The following is a 14,609-nucleotide window of genomic DNA, read 5'->3' as shown; positions in this document are numbered from 1 at the left end:
AATGTAGCAATGACAGCGACTCCTGAATCCCTGCAAAGTTTTGTCCAATATTGCCAGCAACATATCAAAGGGGACGAGAAGTCAGAATCTCAAACATTTTTAACCAAGTTTTTTCAAGCCTTTGGTCATCAGGGTATTAAGGAAGCGGGGGCAGAGTTTGAGCAGAGGGTAAAAAAGAGTAGTAAACAGGATCAAACGGGCTTTGCGGATTTAGTCTGGCCGTCCAGGTTGGGGGTTAAAGGGGTGGTGATTGAAATGAAGAGGCGGGGCACAGATTTAACTTTGCATTATTCCCAGCTTGAACGGTATTGGATGCGGTTAACGCCTAAGCCCCAGTATTCAATCCTCTGTAATTTTGATGAGTTTTGGATCTATGACTTCACCAACCAAGTAGATGAGCCGGTGGATCGGGTCAGGCTGGAGGATTTACCTAAGCGTTTGGGGACTTTTTCCTTTATGGAAATTGGGGGGAAGGCCCCCATTTTTCGCAATAACCAAGTAGAGGTAACGGAACGCACAGCCCGGCGGATGGGGGAGTTTTATCAACAGGTGCGAGAGCGGGGCAAACGGGAGAAGTTTGCCTATTTTACGGAGGAGCAGTTACAACGGTTTACTCTGCAATGTGTGTTGGCCATGTTTGCGGAAGACCGAAATTTGTTACCACGGGACTTATTTGTGGCTTTGGTGCAGGATTGTTTAACGGGAAAAGATAATGCCTATGATGCTTTCAGTGGGTTGTTTCGGGCTATGAATCAACCGGGAATTGTGCCCCAGGGTCGTTATGCGAGGGTGGACTATTTTAATGGTGGTTTGTTTGCGGAAATTCAGCCGATCGCCTTGGAAGAATCAGAGTTAAGGCTTTTGGACATCTGTGCAAAGGATAATTGGGAAAATATTCGTCCATCAATTTTTGGCAATATTTTTGAAGGGGCGATCGATGAAAATGAGCGTCATGCGAGGGGTATTCATTACACTTCAGAAAAGGATATTCGCCAGATTGTGCGGCCCACTATTTCGGACTATTGGGAGGAGAAAATTAATAACGCCAAAACCATTGGGGAATTGAATCAACTTCAGTTGGAGTTACAGTCCTATCGAGTGCTTGATCCTGCTTGTGGATCGGGAAATTTTCTTTATGTGGCCTATCAAGAACTAAAACGGATTGAGCGACTTTTAATGCAAAAGATTGCAGAACGCAAAAAGCAAGCACCGAGCCAAATGGAAATGGGTTTTGTGACACCATTACAGTTTTTTGGCATGGACACAAATCCCTTTGCGGTGCAGTTGGCACGGGTGACAATGACGATCGCCAGAAAGATTGCGATTGATAAGTTTGAGTTAACGGAACCGGCGTTACCATTGGATTCGCTAGATAAAAATATTCTTTGTCAAGATGCGTTGTTTAATGAGTGGCCGAGGGCTGATGCAATTATTGGAAACCCACCTTTTCTTGGGGGACATTTAATGCGTATAGAACTAGGTGATAATTATGTTGACAAACTTTTCAAGCATTTTCCAGAAGTTGTTAATCAACAAATAGACTTTGCAAGTCATTGGTTTCACCTAGCTCATAATAAAATAAAAGAAAATTCTGGACGTGCAGGTCTAGTAGGGACAAATTCAATTAGTCAGGGCAAAAGTCGTCAAGCATCTTTAGACTATATTGTTGAGCATGGAGGATATATTCATAATGCTATTTCGTCGCAAATTTGGTCAGGAGACGCAAAAGTACATGTTAGTTTAGTCAATTGGATGACATCTAAACCGAGTGAATTCTATTTAGATAACCGACAAGTCAGTTTAATCAATTCATCATTAAAATCAGCTTCAGATATTCGACTAGCAAAGATTCTACAAATCAATCAGAATGTTGCTTTTAGAGGAGTTGAACCTAATGGTAGTGGTTTTTTTGTTGATGAATATGTTGTTCATGAATGGATTTATAAAAATCAATCTAACAAGGAAGTTCTTAAATTATTTTCGATGGGATCGAATTTGGTTCGTAATCCCAATGGAAAACCAGAGAGGTGGATTATTGACTTTAGAAATTTTAGCGTAGAAGAAGCTCAAATGTTTTGCCTACCTTTCGAGCACGTCAAAAATACAGTCAAGGAATTTCGTCAAACAAATAGAGTATCAATGCTCCGGGAAAATTGGTGGAAGTTTAAACGTACAAATTTAGCAATGAGAAATGCTGTAACCGAACTATCCTTCTTTTTTAATGTTTCTAGGGTATCAAAGTGGTTTATTTTTTTGCCAATTGAAACAAAGTATTTACCGGCAGATTCAACAACAGTTATTGCTTCTGATGATTTTTATGTGTTGGGAATATTGACATCAGGCATTCATCGTCAATGGGTTAAAGCCCAAAGCTCAACCTTAAAAGGTGATACTCGTTACACTCACAATACTTGTTTTGAAACCTTTCCCTTTCCCCAAACGGCGAGCGAAAAACTAACCCAACAGATCCGCCAAGCCATGATTGATATACATGAATACCGCAGTCAACAAATGGAGGCTAAACAATGGGGTATTACTAAACTTTATAACGCCTTTTTCGATGAACCCGCTAGCCAACTTTACAAGCTCCATAAAAAACTGGATGAATTGGTGATGAAAGCCTATGGATTCAAAAAAGATGACGATATTCTGGAGAAACTTTTGCACCTAAATCTTGAACTTGCTGAAAAGGAAAAACAGGGCGAAAAAATCATTGGCCCCTGGGCTGTGGATAATCCTCCTAAATCATCAACTTAACTAAACAACTAACACTATGAACACGATTACAGTTAACCAATTTACAAATAGCTTGAAAACTTTTATCGAGCAAGTGATTAAACAACATAGCCCTATCAAAGTGATCAATCAGGATGGCGAAGATTTTGTCATCATCAGCGCAGAAGATTGGGAACAGCAACAGGAAACCTTATTTGTTTTACAAAATAATGAGTTAATGAAACAAATTGCTGAATCAATGACAACGCATCAAAAAAAACAAGGATATTTACCTAATCAGGAAGAAACTAATGAGATACTTGGTTTTTGAAGGAAATACTTGGGAAACTTACGAAGAGCTTCGGCAGAAGGATAAAATTTTGCACAAAAATCTCTGTAAACTTATTAAAGAAATGCTGAGAGGAGATCCCGCCAAAGGTACCGGAAAACCTGAGCCACTCAAGCACAATTTGTCGGGATTATGGTCAAGACGCATTTCCCAGAAAGACCGTCTTATCTATAAGTTTGACGACAAATATATTTACATTTTTGCCATTGGTGGCCATTACAATGAGTACTAATCGAAAGAGTATCATCAAGTCTTAACTGCCTAGCTGAACCATCGGTGCACTGCGAAGCGGATTCTTACGGCGATCGCCAATCTCCCCAATCTCTCCCCCTTACTTATCCTAGAGACGACATTATGAACACCGCTCAAATTAGCACTGATGGCACCCATCAAATCATAATCTTACCAGAAAATTTTACAATAGCCGGAAGCGAGGTTTACATTAAAAAAATTGGAAGTACGATTATTTTGATTGCCAAAGATAACCCTTGGCAATCCTTAATTGAAAGCTTAGATCAATTTTCAGATGACTTTATGGCAACTAGGGAACAACCACCCCTTGATGTGCGAGAAGAATTCTAAATGAAGTATTTACTGGATACAAATATTTGCATTTATCTCATTAAGAAGAAACCGCTTCAAGTCTTGGCAAAACTTCAAGCCCTGGAGGTGTCAGAGGTGGGTATTTCATCCATTACCCTGGCAGAATTAGAATATGGTGTTAGCAAAAGTCAACGGCAGTCGAAAAATCGTGATGCCTTAATGCAATTCTTGTTGCCGCTAGAAATCGTGGAATTTAATCAGGAAGCGGCGATCGCCTATGGCAACATTAGAAGTAATCTAGAAAGTAGAGGTCTTGTCATTGGGGCTATGGATATGCTGATTGCGGCCCATGCGTTAAGTCTGGGAGTAACTCTTGTGAGCAATAATGTTCGAGAATTTTCACGCATTAACAATTTATCCTTGGAAAACTGGGCAAAATAAGCTATCAATTAAAATTTAGTCTGCCACTTTCAACAAACTAGCGCACGGCGTAGCTGAATCTTTAGGCGATCGCCAACTTAAACTAATTTATTTAATAGAATATAATTGCCAGTAAGCCCAACGGAGAGTTAACCCATGTCATCTGAAAATATCGCTACCGTTACCAAAATGCTAGAGTCTCTGCCAGAGACAACTCAAACCCAACTCATTGAACATTTACGAGAATATATTGCTAGTCTTCAAGATGAACTAGAGCGGGATAATTTAGTTAGTAAAACCCAGCATAATTTGATTCAAGCCGCAAGAAAAGCCAAGCAAGAAATTGCCGAAGGCAAATCTCAACTAATGGATTATGAGCAGTTATGAAATCGGCAACCTTACCTTCTTTTTGGGAAACCTATAAATTATTAGATAGGCAAACAAGACAACGGGTTTAAAAAACATACTATTTGTGGCGTGATAACCCGTTTCATCCTTCTCTGCATTTTAAATGTATTAATCGAGAAGAAAATGTCTGGTTTGTCAGAATTAGTCTAAATTATCGGGCATTAGGTCTTCTTAAAAAAGACACAGTGAATTTGTTTTGGATTGGTAGTCACAAAAATTATGAGCAATTTTATTCATAGGCGATCGCCAAACATTTTTCAAGCAAATCAAACTTTAAATAAATTTCATCTAACCACAAAACTAAAAATATCACGATTCCAAAAACAAAAAACTCAATCAACTCATCATAAAATTTTATAGATTAATATGGCAACTATGAAACCTAAAAATATTGAAATTCCCGTTGATAAAATTTCAGCCCTTTGCCAACAGTGGCGTATTTCCCAACTGTTATTATTTGGTTCAGTTTTACGGGATGATTTTACTCCCAATAGTGATATAGATATTTTGGTGGAATTTGAACCAGGTTTTACTCCTGGCTTTTTTAAGCTATATCAAATTCAAGAACAACTTTCATCTATATTTGATAATCGATCTATTGATTTAGTTACACCTAATTTTCTGAACCACCGTATTCGCAATCAAATTTTAGCCACAGCCGAGGTTTGTTATGCCGCAACACGATGATCAAGTTTATATTGGGCACATGATTGATACTGCCCATAAAGCAATTCAGTTTGTAGCTGGTTTAAGCCGAGAAAATTTTGACAATGACGAAAAGTTACAATTAGCAGTCACCCATCTATTACAAATTATTGGTGAAGCGGGCCGAAGAATTTCGTTAGAGTTCCGTGATACCCATCCGGAAATTCCATGGAAAGCAATTGTTGGAATGAGAAGTAAGATAGTTCATGGCTACTTTAACACTGACAACGATGTCATTTGGGAAACGATAAAAAATGACCTCCCTTCCCTTGTCTCTCAACTCAATAAACTTAATCTTTAAAATGATGATCACAGCAATAGACTTATCCCTAGACAAAATTCGTCAATTCTGTCATAAATGGCACGTAAAAGAATTCGCATTATTCGGTTCTATCCCACGCTCAAACTTTCATCCAGACTGTGACATTGACATACTTATTGAATTTGCGCCTCAAATTATTTATGCAATGTAATCAATATCCAGCAATACCTTGGCGGGAAATGGCAGGAATGCGAGATATTATTTTTCATGAATATGATCAACTTAATCTGGATATAATCTGGGATGTAATTGCAAACAAACTACCAGCGCTCGCCCGCCTATTCGATTCTCTGTTAGAAAAAATGTAAATGCTCTTTTCAACTAACCAGCGTAATCTTTATGGCGATCGCCAATTTAACCCACAGATTCAATATTGAATTAGTTGTCCCATGAATTCTTATGAAAATTATTACAAACAAGCAACGCCTTGAAAAGCGGTTAGGAGTCTCCTTCCAAATCCTTGATGAATTTTGCCAACAACGTCAAATCACTGAATTATCTGTTTTTGGCTCTATCCTACGAGAAGACTTTAATTTTAATAGCGACATTGATTTATTGGTTAAATTTGATACCAAAGCTCATATCAGTTTAATGGATATCATTAAAATAGAAAACGAATTTAAAATATTACTCAAACGAAATATTGACCTCGTTTCTAAAAAAGCGATTGAAAATAGCAAAAACTGGATTCGTCGCCAAAATATTCTTGATAGTGCGGAGATTATTTATGTCCAGTGATGAAGAAATCATTTTAGACCTTTATCATGCTCTCAATCAAATTCTTACTTTCACTCAAAATATGGATAAACAAGAATTTGTTGTTGATGAAAAAACGCAATCTTCAGTCCTATACCAATTAGTGATTATGGGAGAAGCTGTAAATCGACTATCTGAACAATTTAAAAATCAATACCCCAAAATTCCCTTTAATGAAATTCGCGGAATGCGAAATCGAGTCGTCCATGAATACAAAGAAGTTGACTGTGACATTATTTGGGAGGCTATTCAAAAGGATGTTCCTGCCTTAATTTATTTTATTTCGTCAATCAATGAGAATGATTAGTTATTCTCGAATTACAAAGAATTCTATTTACAGGCGATCGCTAAATTAACCCATAGATTAAAATTCATTAAAAATAACGGAGCTTTGACCATGCAAAAACAAAAAATTGAGCATCTATCAGCTTAGATGCATTAGTTGCTATTGCTAAATGTCTTAGTCTATGTGAGCATAAATATCATTAGAACTCAGAAGATTTTTTTAATCTGTATATTAATAGCTGAATTGGTGATGAAGAATCATTTTTTAATGTTAATTGTTGAATTATGAAACGGGTTATTCAATTATTTCCTTGGCGACGGACATTTATGCAAGGAACACCCGGATTAGAACATTTTTCCCGTTCTCCTGAAGGGGATACCATTATTCGCCTACATCTTGATTCACCAATAGACTTACTGATGCCTTTTGAGCGGTTCCCGACAAATTATAATTATGATGATATAAACTCCTTGGTGTTTAATCTTGATAAAGATCTTGTTAACTATCTTTTTAGCTGTCTAACAGAATTTGAGAATGATGAGTTTATTCTCCAATTTACTCTCGCCAAGCAATCTCCCCCTGAAACAAATTTTTCCGAACAAATTTTACGTATTGTCATTCATCGTTATTTTTCTTATCTAGAAAATATTCGCCGACAAAACCTACAACAACTAGTTCGTGACGCTATTTTACTCGGATTTGTTGGGACAGGAACTTTAGCTCTATCTATTTTATTAGAATCACAGACTGTTTCCCAAGATATCAAAATTGCTTTTTCCCTAGTTAATCAAGGGGTGACTGTATTTAGTTGGTTAACAATTTGGGAAGCCTTGGCAAATGCTCTGTGGAATTGGCGTCCTCTATATCAGCAAATGAAGATCTGCCAAAGATTGCAAAATGCTCGCTGTGAACTCAAAAATGCGTAAAATAAAGATGGGAAGCATAAAGTAGATAATCTAAAATCTAATTTAAAGCGTTAGTATTATTTTTCAATAAAATTCAGCTCTGTCCATCTCTAGTTTATATTATATTCAATAAAATGACTTTATCTCCTGATTTGATGCCGATTAATGCTGAATCACAAACTCTTATTTCCTCGACAGACCTTGACTGGAGTAGTAAGGAATCAATTCTGACCCGAGCTTACCTGATTGGAGAACGCATTGCCATCAAAAATATTGAAGTTCAAGATCCTCTGGCTACTAATCCTCTAATTATTCGGACTGGGGCAGATGGATGTGCCGTTTTATTGCGCTACGGTGTTGTGGTGATATTTAATTGTAGTGAGTCGGAAGAGTTGGAATTTCTACATCAAATTAATCCCCATATCCAGGAGTCTTTTTCCGAAAAACTTTTAGAAGTTTTGCCAATGGTTATTCGTCCAAATGTTAAGGAACGACTAGAATCTGGATATTTATCAATCCAAGAATGCACCACAGAACGTTTACAAATTATTGCTGAGGCATTGGGAAAAAGCATTGTTTTAGATTATTATGAGCGTGAAGTTTCTAATTTGTTTGACAAAATCAAACCCTTTACGACAGCTATTCAAGGTAAAAATCCCCGTCCCCCCAAAGAAAAAGAATTGTTGGGCTATATTGGTGGCTTACTGTTAATTGAACAAAAAGTTTTTGGTATTGTTGAAGTGGGAGAAAAGCCTGATCCTATTTGGGATTTCCCTGAACTAGACCGTCTCTACTTACGATTGGAAGACGAGTATGAATTACGAGAACGCTGGCTAGCTTTGGAAAAGAAGTTGATTTTAATTAGTAGAACAATGGAAACAGCTCTAGCAATTTTACAAAGGGATAGTAGCCATAGAGTTGAATGGTATATTGTTATTTTAATTGTAATTGAAATTATTCTCGCTATCTATAGTTTGCTCAACTAAAGCAGGGCTATGTTGATAAAACTTTTTTCACAATCATGATTAAAAATCAAAGGATTTGGCTAACTCGGGCACTGGGGGGCTTAGTAATCTGGGGAGCCATGGCCACGGCCTGCCGAGCGGAAACCATTCCTTTTACCCTGCTCCAGCTCAATGATGTGTATGAAATTGCCCCCATTGATAATGGTCGTTGGGGCGGTTTGGCCCGGGTAGCTAATTTACGGCGGCAGTTAGAACAAGCTAATCCCCACACCTACACCGTGTTAGCAGGGGATTTTCTCAGTCCTTCTGCCTTGGGCACAGCTCTCTACAACGGCGATCGCCTAGCGGGAAAGCAAATGGTGGCAGTGTTAAATGCCATGGGATTGGACTATGCTGCTGTGGGCAACCATGAATTTGATGTGACTGCCCAACAATTTATGCAACGGATTGCGGAGTCAGATTTCCAGTGGTTATCGGCCAATATTGCCGATGGTGCCGGTAATCAGTTTACGGGCATCAAACCCTACGAAATTTTGACCATCCCCGGAGTAGAAGGGGGAGAATTGAAGGTGGGCATTTTAGCCCTGACCATTGACAGCAATGCTGTGCACTATGTCACCTACAGTGAGCCCATTGCCACGGCCCGCCACTACATAAAAAGTCTGGAGGGAGAAGTGGACGTTTGGGTAGCCCTGACCCATCTTTCCCTAGCCCAGGATTTAGCCTTGGCCCAGGCCATTCCCGAATTAGATTTGATTTTGGGGGGCCATGAACACGAAAATATCCAGCGCAACCATTTAATTATTAAGCCCGACAGTTCCCCTAGTTGTCCCCAGGCCCAAACGCCAATTTTTAAGGCCGACGCTAATGCCCGTACTGTTTATATTCACCAATTAACCTACGATACGGACCGGCAATGTTTAGAAATTGATTCCCAACTGCAACCCATCACTGCGGAGATCGCCAGTGATCCGGCTACCGAAAAAGTGGTTGAGCAATGGCAGGAAATTGGCTTTAATGCCTTTCGTCAACAGGGATTTGAGCCCATGGCTGTGGTAGTTGAAGCCCCCATGGCCTTAGATGCCCTCGATGCCCATGTGCGTAGCAGGTCCACCAATCTCACCAGACTAATTACCAGGGCCATGGAGTACGAATATCCGGAAGCGGCCATGGTGATGTTCAACGGTGGCATGGTGCGCCTTGATGACCTGCTTAGTGCCGGGGCCATTACCCAATACGATATTATTCGCCTCTTACCCTTTGGCGGCCGGGTGGTAACGGTGGATATACAAGGGGATTTGTTACAAAAAATTTTGGCCCAGGGGGAAAAAAATAGCGGTACCGGTGGCTATCTCCAGCTAGCAGGCCTGGCTCCAAACAGTATTGAACCAAGCAAAACTTACCGGGTGGCGTTAATGGAATATTTATTAACTGGTCAGGAGGTGGGCTTGGATTACCTGACAGCAAATACCCCTGGGTTAAAAGTAATTAACTACGGCCGGGATATTCGTTCTATTTTGGTGGATTATCTCCAAAACAATGCCCAGCAAGCCTTTGCTGATCTAGGGGAACCCTAGGGGGAAGGTCTTGAAGCAATGACTTTTTATAGATAGTTAAATTAACTATAGGACGTCATGCTACACAGTAGTTACGAATAATTTCATTTATGTTTACATCTGGAGAGGCGTATGTTCTTGCTCTTTTCAATGCACTAAAATCATGCTCTATGTCATTAAGATCTGGCGAGTAGGTAGGTAAAAATAAAATTGTATGTCCTGCCTCTTCCACTATTTTTTTAATCCTAGTCTTTCTATGAATAGGCGCATTATCCATAATTAATACCGATGGAATTGTTAATGCAAGTATCAGATATAATTCAAGCCATCCTTCAAAACCTTCGGTATTTAAACTTCCAGTAAATAGCATCGGTGCTATCAGCTCTTTTTTGTTTTTTCTTCTACCTGCCACAAGGTTTTCTTTTTTTCCTCTCTTTCCTTGCTTTTCTCCATATACTCTTACTCCTCTTTTTGACCATCCTTACACTGAAGAGGCAAACTCCTCAAAACCAGCTTCATCTATGAATACAAGGCTTGCAACCCCATAAATTAGAATTAGCTCTTTCAGGATTTTTTGATATTCTGCTCTTTTTTCTTCATCTCTTTCTTTATATAGTAACTGTTTTTTTTTCTGGTAATTCCCATTTCTTTAAATCTATATGAAAGTGCGCTAGCAGTTACACCGAATTTCTTTGCTCTCTCTTTCATCGGCATATCCGGATTTTCCATCACATCTTTCTCCAGCTCTTTTATATCTATCTTCCGACGCCGGTTCTTTACCTTCGTTGGTTCCAGATTTTTCCGGCTTAACCATCTATAAATTGTCTCTCTACCTACTTTGAATATTTTTGATGCCTTCGTTACACCATTTCCTTCTTCTAAAAAACTTATTACTCTTAACCGTAAATCTAGATCGTATGCCATAAGTTGCTTATTAGTTTAGTCATTATTCATAATATAGCATTATACATACCGTCCGCCCCACTCTTATTTCAGTTAGCTATAATGGTGTTTTGATAGACACCCACGTTTTTATTTGGTTAGCAGAAGATGATTCTAATTTGCCTGTTACGACTTCTCTTTAGCTAAATTTTCAATGATCCAAAAAATTTACTGGTAAAAATCAAGTACATCTTTAAACCATTGCTCCAGACGATCGCCATAGGTAGTGAGGGAATAACGGCGATCGGCCACTGAACGACAATGGGCACGGTCTATGTCGGATATTTTGCCCACAGCGGTGGCTAGATCTGGTACATCGTCGGGAGTGACCAAAAATCCAGTTTGGCCCGTTTCGACAATTTCCTGGGGACCCCCCCGGTCATAGGCAATCACCGGCACCCCGCAGGCAAAAGCTTCCAAGGCTACCCGCCCCAATGCTTCCACCCATTTATGGGTCATTAGCAAAGCTTGGCATTGTCCCAAAGCCTGCTGAAACTCCTCCGTGGGTAAAAATCCGCCGTACTCCACCCGGGCCCGGGGATAATCTCTTTGCAGAGATTGCCAATATTTTTCATCTTGGAGATAACCAAATACCCGCAGGGGTAACTGGGTGATTTCCGCCACGGCAAAGGCATCTTCTAAGCCTTTCTCCGGGGAAATGCGACCGGCCCAAGCCAAAGTTTTGCCTGATTGAGGGACAAATTGATACTGCTCTAAATCAATGCCACTGCTCAAAATACGGAAGGAGTCCGCCACGGCATAGGTTTTAGCCTGGGCTTGGGTGTGGGCTCCCAACGTGCCGGGACATAATCGAGCGACTCGGTTGATCGCTCGGTCCATGACCGCATTCCAGGAGCTAATGCAAACATAATGCAACACCGGCCGCTGCAAAAAGGGAGAAAGGTAAAAAGGTAACCATTCGTAGCCAAAATCGACTATTAGGTCATAATCTTGCTCTACTTCCCTGACGTAGTCCCACATGTGGGCCACCACCGCATCTTCCGGCATCAGCACCGGATCGTGGTAGGTGGGCTGGGGAATTAACGGTTGCAACGCTCCGGCAATTTCCTGGATGGGCAAACCGGCGATCGCCGATCCAGTGGGGGCGACAATTTTGACTTCATGGCCACGGCTGACCATGGTTCGGGTAATGTTTTTTAAATTCAGAGCCACTCCCCCCAATCGTCCAGAATTGAGGGAACTGACGGGACTGGAAACAAATAGTAGGCGCATATTTAATGCTGCAGGATCAAAGGGTGACTTGCCCTATCCCTTTTAGCTTTCCCCCTGCATGGCCCGAATTAATTCCTGGGCCACCTCGGGGCGGGAGAATTCCGGCGGCGGCAATTGCCCATCCCGCAACAAGGCCCGCACTTTAGTGCCAGAAAGGTGAATACGGTCTTCTGGGCCGCTGGGACTGGTTTTGGTGGTGGCCATTTGCAGGGTCTTTTTGCAGTAAAAAGCGTGCTCAAACTTCATCGGCACAATGCCCAACGCTTCCGGAGCAAACTCATCGAAAATTTCCTGGGCATCGTAGGTGCCGTAGTAGTCCCCCACTCCAGCGTGATCCCGACCGACAATGAAATGAGTACAACCATAGTTTTTGCGAATGAGGGCATGGAAAATGGCTTCCCTGGGTCCGGCGTAGCGCATGGCGGAGGGGTTAATGCCCAGAATCACCCGATCTTTGGGGAAATAATTATCCAACATGATTTCATAGCAACGCATTCGCACATCGGCGGGGATGTCATCACTCTTTGTTGCTCCTACCAAGGGATGGAGAAAGAGTCCATCTACTATTTCCAAAGCACATTTTTGGATGTATTCATGAGCTCGGTGGATAGGGTTACGGGTTTGGAAGCCAACAATGGTTTTCCAGCCGCGCTCAGCAAATAATTGGCGGGAAGCAGCGGGGTCAATTTGATATTTGGGAAACAGGGGATGGGGTTCCCGTTCCAGCAACCAAATGGGGCCGGCAAGGTTAACGGGCCCTTGGTCATAGACCACCTTTACTCCAGGGTGGGCCTGATCATCGGTGCGGTAAACGTTTTTAGCTTCGTGGGCTTTATTGTAGTGATATTTTTGGGTGAGTTCTAATACACCGATGAATTTACCGACGCTGTTGTCTAACCGGACCCAACTACCCACTTCCAGGGGAGCGGCCACTTCCTCTGTTACGGATAATGTAACGGGCACCGACCAGGGTAAACCGTTGGCGAGTTTCATTTCTTCCACCACCAGCTCGTAGTCGTCCTGTTCCATGAAACCCTTCAGGGGACTAAACCCCCCAATGGCAATCATCACCAAGTCCGATGTGGCCCGTTCATCCAGTTGCACTCTGGGTAATTTATCGGCGATCGCCAAAAATTCCTGGCGTTCTGCTTCCGGGGCGAGGCGATTGATCAGTTGGCCGCCGTGGGGGGCAATGGCTGAGGGGGAAGTGATCATGGTTAATTGGTAATGGATAGGGGAGATGATTGGCAAAAATGCTTGATTGTTTAAACCCCAGACTAGATTGCCATGGAGGGGCGACAAAACTCAACTAGCGGTACCGTCCTGTTAGTCCAACGGAAGAGTGAGCTTATACAATGATTTGGTAATTAGGTTCTTGTATTTTGACAAAAACAAGAGAAACAAAAAATTAGTAAATTTTAGCAACCGTAGCCGATATAAATTCTGTAATTGTATGCTGATTTATCCTAAAAATCTTGGACAATCAGGATATTTTTTAAGTAGGTTAAGGGAGGGTATGACGATTTTTTTTGCTAATCTTCGTAAACAACAAACCGGATGTTGCCGAAGAAAAACATCAATATTTTAGTCAATATTTAGCTCTTTAGCTCTCCTCATTTTTCGTTAAATTATTGTCGTTTTTTGATTGTTTTCGACCCATTGATTGACCACTAACAAAGACACTAACCAGTCCGGCCAAAGTTCCTCGAGACATAATTGTCGAAGCTACTGGCTTGTCTTTGACCCCCAAATAAATAGCACCTGATAAGCCAAATATGGAAATTATAAAACCAGAAATTAGTCCAAGATCGCTTAAAAAAGTTTCAGTACTAATAAGTTTAGCTTCACTTTTAATACTATGGTCTAGTTGTTTGTTTTCGGCGGCAATTCTATGTTCAAGATTTCTTTCTGCCATTTTCAATATCCTATCTGCGCTTCATTGGATAACTTCTTCATAGCCTTTAATTATCTCGGGTGAAGGGATAAGACCAGAATAAAATCTTCCCTCAATCCTTCTCATTTCAATCACTTCCTGTAGCAGTATTTCTTTTAGTTCACTAACATCTTCAATCAATTCCTGAATTACTTTTGAATCAATTTGCTCAGTTATATTGGATTGATTAGACGTATTGGATATTTCTATCTGAGAAGACGTATCGTCACATTCTTGCATACTTAGTCTCAAAAGCTTAAATAGTTTGCTGATCTTTTTGGTATTGATAGATAGTCATTTTTAAGTCATTACCAATGGCTTCAAAATCAGAACGAATACTATGAGAATCCATTAAGTCGGGACGCTGAGACAGTAGGTGTGAACTCCTCAAATGTCCTGATGCTGAAATATACTTTTGGCGGATTGGCGAACGCACTAGGCAGATTCCAGACATATCGAGTGTCCGTGCCATTCCATTCAAAAATGATTTACTGATAACCTTTCCCATGATGATCTCCTTTGGGAGGCCATCATAGCACCTACAATTTTGTCATTCAATATCCGCCTAGCC

21 protein-coding genes and 1 pseudogene are annotated in these 14,609 nt (G+C 40.7%); 15 read left to right on the top strand and 7 right to left on the bottom strand.

Features of this window, described 5'->3' with window-relative positions; all coding sequences use genetic code 11:
* Positions 1–9: 9 nt before the first annotated feature.
* The 15 genes from IQE94_RS09190 (at position 10) to IQE94_RS09120 (ending at position 9,951) form a co-directional block, all read left to right on the top strand.
* Positions 10–2,757 (top strand): DNA methyltransferase, encoded by a 2,748-nt coding sequence (locus tag IQE94_RS09190; RefSeq protein WP_212717678.1) that lies wholly within the window; start codon positions 10–12, stop codon positions 2,755–2,757.
* Between the two features lie 16 nt (positions 2,758–2,773).
* A complete protein-coding gene (locus IQE94_RS09185) occupies positions 2,774–3,046 on the top strand; it encodes a type II toxin-antitoxin system Phd/YefM family antitoxin (RefSeq protein ID WP_212717677.1) in 273 nt (90 codons plus the stop codon).
* Entirely contained in the window at positions 3,027–3,296 is a 270-nt protein-coding gene (locus IQE94_RS09180; RefSeq protein ID WP_212717675.1) for a Txe/YoeB family addiction module toxin, read from the top strand. Before IQE94_RS09185 ends, IQE94_RS09180 begins: the two co-directional genes overlap by 20 nt.
* A gap of 122 nt (positions 3,297–3,418) precedes the next feature.
* Positions 3,419–3,646 (top strand): antitoxin, encoded by a 228-nt coding sequence (locus tag IQE94_RS09175; protein WP_212717673.1) that lies wholly within the window; start codon positions 3,419–3,421, stop codon positions 3,644–3,646.
* A 63-nt stretch (positions 3,647–3,709) separates the two neighbouring features.
* Positions 3,710–4,048 carry a type II toxin-antitoxin system VapC family toxin gene (locus IQE94_RS09170; RefSeq protein WP_249213932.1) on the top strand — a complete coding sequence of 113 codons (339 nt, stop codon included), beginning with the start codon at positions 3,710–3,712 and terminating at the stop codon, positions 4,046–4,048.
* A gap of 135 nt (positions 4,049–4,183) precedes the next feature.
* Positions 4,184–4,414 carry a hypothetical protein gene (locus IQE94_RS09165; protein WP_212717668.1) on the top strand — a complete coding sequence of 77 codons (231 nt, stop codon included), beginning with the start codon at positions 4,184–4,186 and terminating at the stop codon, positions 4,412–4,414.
* A 387-nt stretch (positions 4,415–4,801) separates the two neighbouring features.
* Positions 4,802–5,122, top strand: a complete 321-nt coding sequence (locus IQE94_RS09160) for a nucleotidyltransferase family protein (RefSeq protein ID WP_223341787.1) — start codon at positions 4,802–4,804, stop codon at positions 5,120–5,122.
* The gene (locus tag IQE94_RS09155) at positions 5,106–5,441 is read left to right on the top strand and encodes a DUF86 domain-containing protein (protein ID WP_212717667.1); all 336 of its coding nucleotides are present in this window, start codon (positions 5,106–5,108) and stop codon (positions 5,439–5,441) included. Before IQE94_RS09160 ends, IQE94_RS09155 begins: the two co-directional genes overlap by 17 nt.
* Positions 5,395–5,613: a nucleotidyltransferase family protein gene (locus IQE94_RS09150; protein ID WP_370630465.1), complete on the top strand. Its 219-nt coding sequence runs from the start codon at positions 5,395–5,397 to the stop codon at positions 5,611–5,613. Before IQE94_RS09155 ends, IQE94_RS09150 begins: the two co-directional genes overlap by 47 nt.
* Positions 5,603–5,770, top strand: coding sequence for a DUF86 domain-containing protein (locus IQE94_RS09145; protein WP_212717666.1), 168 nt, complete (start codon positions 5,603–5,605; stop codon positions 5,768–5,770). Before IQE94_RS09150 ends, IQE94_RS09145 begins: the two co-directional genes overlap by 11 nt.
* 91 nt (positions 5,771–5,861) lie before the next feature.
* A complete protein-coding gene (locus IQE94_RS09140) occupies positions 5,862–6,200 on the top strand; it encodes a nucleotidyltransferase family protein (protein ID WP_212717665.1) in 339 nt (112 codons plus the stop codon).
* On the top strand, positions 6,190–6,525 hold the full coding sequence (locus IQE94_RS09135; protein ID WP_212717664.1) for a DUF86 domain-containing protein: 336 nt from the start codon (positions 6,190–6,192) through the stop codon (positions 6,523–6,525). Before IQE94_RS09140 ends, IQE94_RS09135 begins: the two co-directional genes overlap by 11 nt.
* Before the next feature lie 263 nt (positions 6,526–6,788).
* Positions 6,789–7,430: a hypothetical protein gene (locus IQE94_RS09130; protein WP_194017876.1), complete on the top strand. Its 642-nt coding sequence runs from the start codon at positions 6,789–6,791 to the stop codon at positions 7,428–7,430.
* Between the two features lie 113 nt (positions 7,431–7,543).
* The gene (locus IQE94_RS09125) at positions 7,544–8,395 is read left to right on the top strand and encodes an RMD1 family protein (RefSeq protein ID WP_212717663.1); all 852 of its coding nucleotides are present in this window, start codon (positions 7,544–7,546) and stop codon (positions 8,393–8,395) included.
* Between the two features lie 35 nt (positions 8,396–8,430).
* Positions 8,431–9,951 carry a bifunctional metallophosphatase/5'-nucleotidase gene (locus IQE94_RS09120; RefSeq protein WP_212717662.1) on the top strand — a complete coding sequence of 507 codons (1,521 nt, stop codon included), beginning with the start codon at positions 8,431–8,433 and terminating at the stop codon, positions 9,949–9,951.
* Between the two features lie 55 nt (positions 9,952–10,006).
* Here the strand turns inward: IQE94_RS09120 and IQE94_RS09115 are convergent.
* The 7 genes and pseudogenes from IQE94_RS09115 to IQE94_RS09085 form a co-directional block, all read right to left on the bottom strand.
* Positions 10,007–10,351, bottom strand: a pseudogene (locus tag IQE94_RS09115) (transposase); the annotation flags it as partial.
* A gap of 143 nt (positions 10,352–10,494) precedes the next feature.
* Positions 10,495–10,854, bottom strand: coding sequence for a transposase (locus IQE94_RS09110; RefSeq protein ID WP_223341786.1), 360 nt, complete (start codon positions 10,852–10,854; stop codon positions 10,495–10,497).
* 186 nt (positions 10,855–11,040) lie between these two features.
* On the bottom strand, positions 11,041–12,105 hold the full coding sequence (locus IQE94_RS09105) for a glycosyltransferase (protein ID WP_212717660.1): 1,065 nt from the start codon (positions 12,103–12,105) through the stop codon (positions 11,041–11,043).
* Between the two features lie 42 nt (positions 12,106–12,147).
* Positions 12,148–13,320, bottom strand: coding sequence for a sulfate adenylyltransferase (gene sat / locus IQE94_RS09100; RefSeq protein ID WP_212717658.1), 1,173 nt, complete (start codon positions 13,318–13,320; stop codon positions 12,148–12,150).
* 388 nt (positions 13,321–13,708) lie between these two features.
* Entirely contained in the window at positions 13,709–14,020 is a 312-nt protein-coding gene (locus IQE94_RS09095) for a hypothetical protein (protein WP_212717656.1), read from the bottom strand.
* A gap of 21 nt (positions 14,021–14,041) precedes the next feature.
* Positions 14,042–14,278, bottom strand: coding sequence for a hypothetical protein (locus IQE94_RS09090; RefSeq protein ID WP_212717654.1), 237 nt, complete (start codon positions 14,276–14,278; stop codon positions 14,042–14,044).
* A 16-nt stretch (positions 14,279–14,294) separates the two neighbouring features.
* Complete coding sequence (locus IQE94_RS09085; RefSeq protein WP_212717652.1) at positions 14,295–14,546, bottom strand: hypothetical protein; 252 nt, start codon at positions 14,544–14,546, stop codon at positions 14,295–14,297.
* Positions 14,547–14,609: the final 63 nt, after the last annotated feature.

This window comes from Synechocystis sp. PCC 7339, assembly GCF_019924095.1.
Lineage (GTDB): Bacteria > Cyanobacteriota > Cyanobacteriia > Cyanobacteriales > Microcystaceae > Synechocystis.
Note: the sequence above shows the minus strand (reverse complement) of the source record. Positions and strands in the feature narration are given on the sequence as shown.

Excerpts from the sequence above, each read along its gene's own strand:
- IQE94_RS09190 (WP_212717678.1), top strand. The coding sequence starts at position 10 with ATGACAGCGACTCCTGAATCCCTGCAAAGTTTTGTCCAATATTGCCAG.
- IQE94_RS09185 (WP_212717677.1), top strand. The coding sequence starts at position 2,774 with ATGAACACGATTACAGTTAACCAATTTACAAATAGCTTGAAAACTTTT.
- IQE94_RS09180 (WP_212717675.1), top strand. The coding sequence starts at position 3,027 with ATGAGATACTTGGTTTTTGAAGGAAATACTTGGGAAACTTACGAAGAG.
- IQE94_RS09175 (WP_212717673.1), top strand. The coding sequence starts at position 3,419 with ATGAACACCGCTCAAATTAGCACTGATGGCACCCATCAAATCATAATC.
- IQE94_RS09165 (WP_212717668.1), top strand. The coding sequence starts at position 4,184 with ATGTCATCTGAAAATATCGCTACCGTTACCAAAATGCTAGAGTCTCTG.
- IQE94_RS09160 (WP_223341787.1), top strand. The coding sequence starts at position 4,802 with ATGGCAACTATGAAACCTAAAAATATTGAAATTCCCGTTGATAAAATT.
- IQE94_RS09155 (WP_212717667.1), top strand. The coding sequence starts at position 5,106 with ATGCCGCAACACGATGATCAAGTTTATATTGGGCACATGATTGATACT.
- IQE94_RS09150 (WP_370630465.1), top strand. The coding sequence starts at position 5,395 with ATGACCTCCCTTCCCTTGTCTCTCAACTCAATAAACTTAATCTTTAAA.
- IQE94_RS09145 (WP_212717666.1), top strand. The coding sequence starts at position 5,603 with ATGCAATGTAATCAATATCCAGCAATACCTTGGCGGGAAATGGCAGGA.
- IQE94_RS09140 (WP_212717665.1), top strand. The coding sequence starts at position 5,862 with ATGAAAATTATTACAAACAAGCAACGCCTTGAAAAGCGGTTAGGAGTC.
- IQE94_RS09135 (WP_212717664.1), top strand. The coding sequence starts at position 6,190 with ATGTCCAGTGATGAAGAAATCATTTTAGACCTTTATCATGCTCTCAAT.
- IQE94_RS09130 (WP_194017876.1), top strand. The coding sequence starts at position 6,789 with ATGAAACGGGTTATTCAATTATTTCCTTGGCGACGGACATTTATGCAA.
- IQE94_RS09125 (WP_212717663.1), top strand. The coding sequence starts at position 7,544 with ATGACTTTATCTCCTGATTTGATGCCGATTAATGCTGAATCACAAACT.
- IQE94_RS09120 (WP_212717662.1), top strand. The coding sequence starts at position 8,431 with ATGATTAAAAATCAAAGGATTTGGCTAACTCGGGCACTGGGGGGCTTA.
- IQE94_RS09110 (WP_223341786.1), bottom strand. The coding sequence starts at position 10,854 with ATGGCATACGATCTAGATTTACGGTTAAGAGTAATAAGTTTTTTAGAA.
- IQE94_RS09105 (WP_212717660.1), bottom strand. The coding sequence starts at position 12,105 with ATGCGCCTACTATTTGTTTCCAGTCCCGTCAGTTCCCTCAATTCTGGA.
- sat (WP_212717658.1), bottom strand. The coding sequence starts at position 13,320 with ATGATCACTTCCCCCTCAGCCATTGCCCCCCACGGCGGCCAACTGATC.
- IQE94_RS09095 (WP_212717656.1), bottom strand. The coding sequence starts at position 14,020 with ATGGCAGAAAGAAATCTTGAACATAGAATTGCCGCCGAAAACAAACAA.
- IQE94_RS09090 (WP_212717654.1), bottom strand. The coding sequence starts at position 14,278 with ATGCAAGAATGTGACGATACGTCTTCTCAGATAGAAATATCCAATACG.
- IQE94_RS09085 (WP_212717652.1), bottom strand. The coding sequence starts at position 14,546 with ATGGGAAAGGTTATCAGTAAATCATTTTTGAATGGAATGGCACGGACA.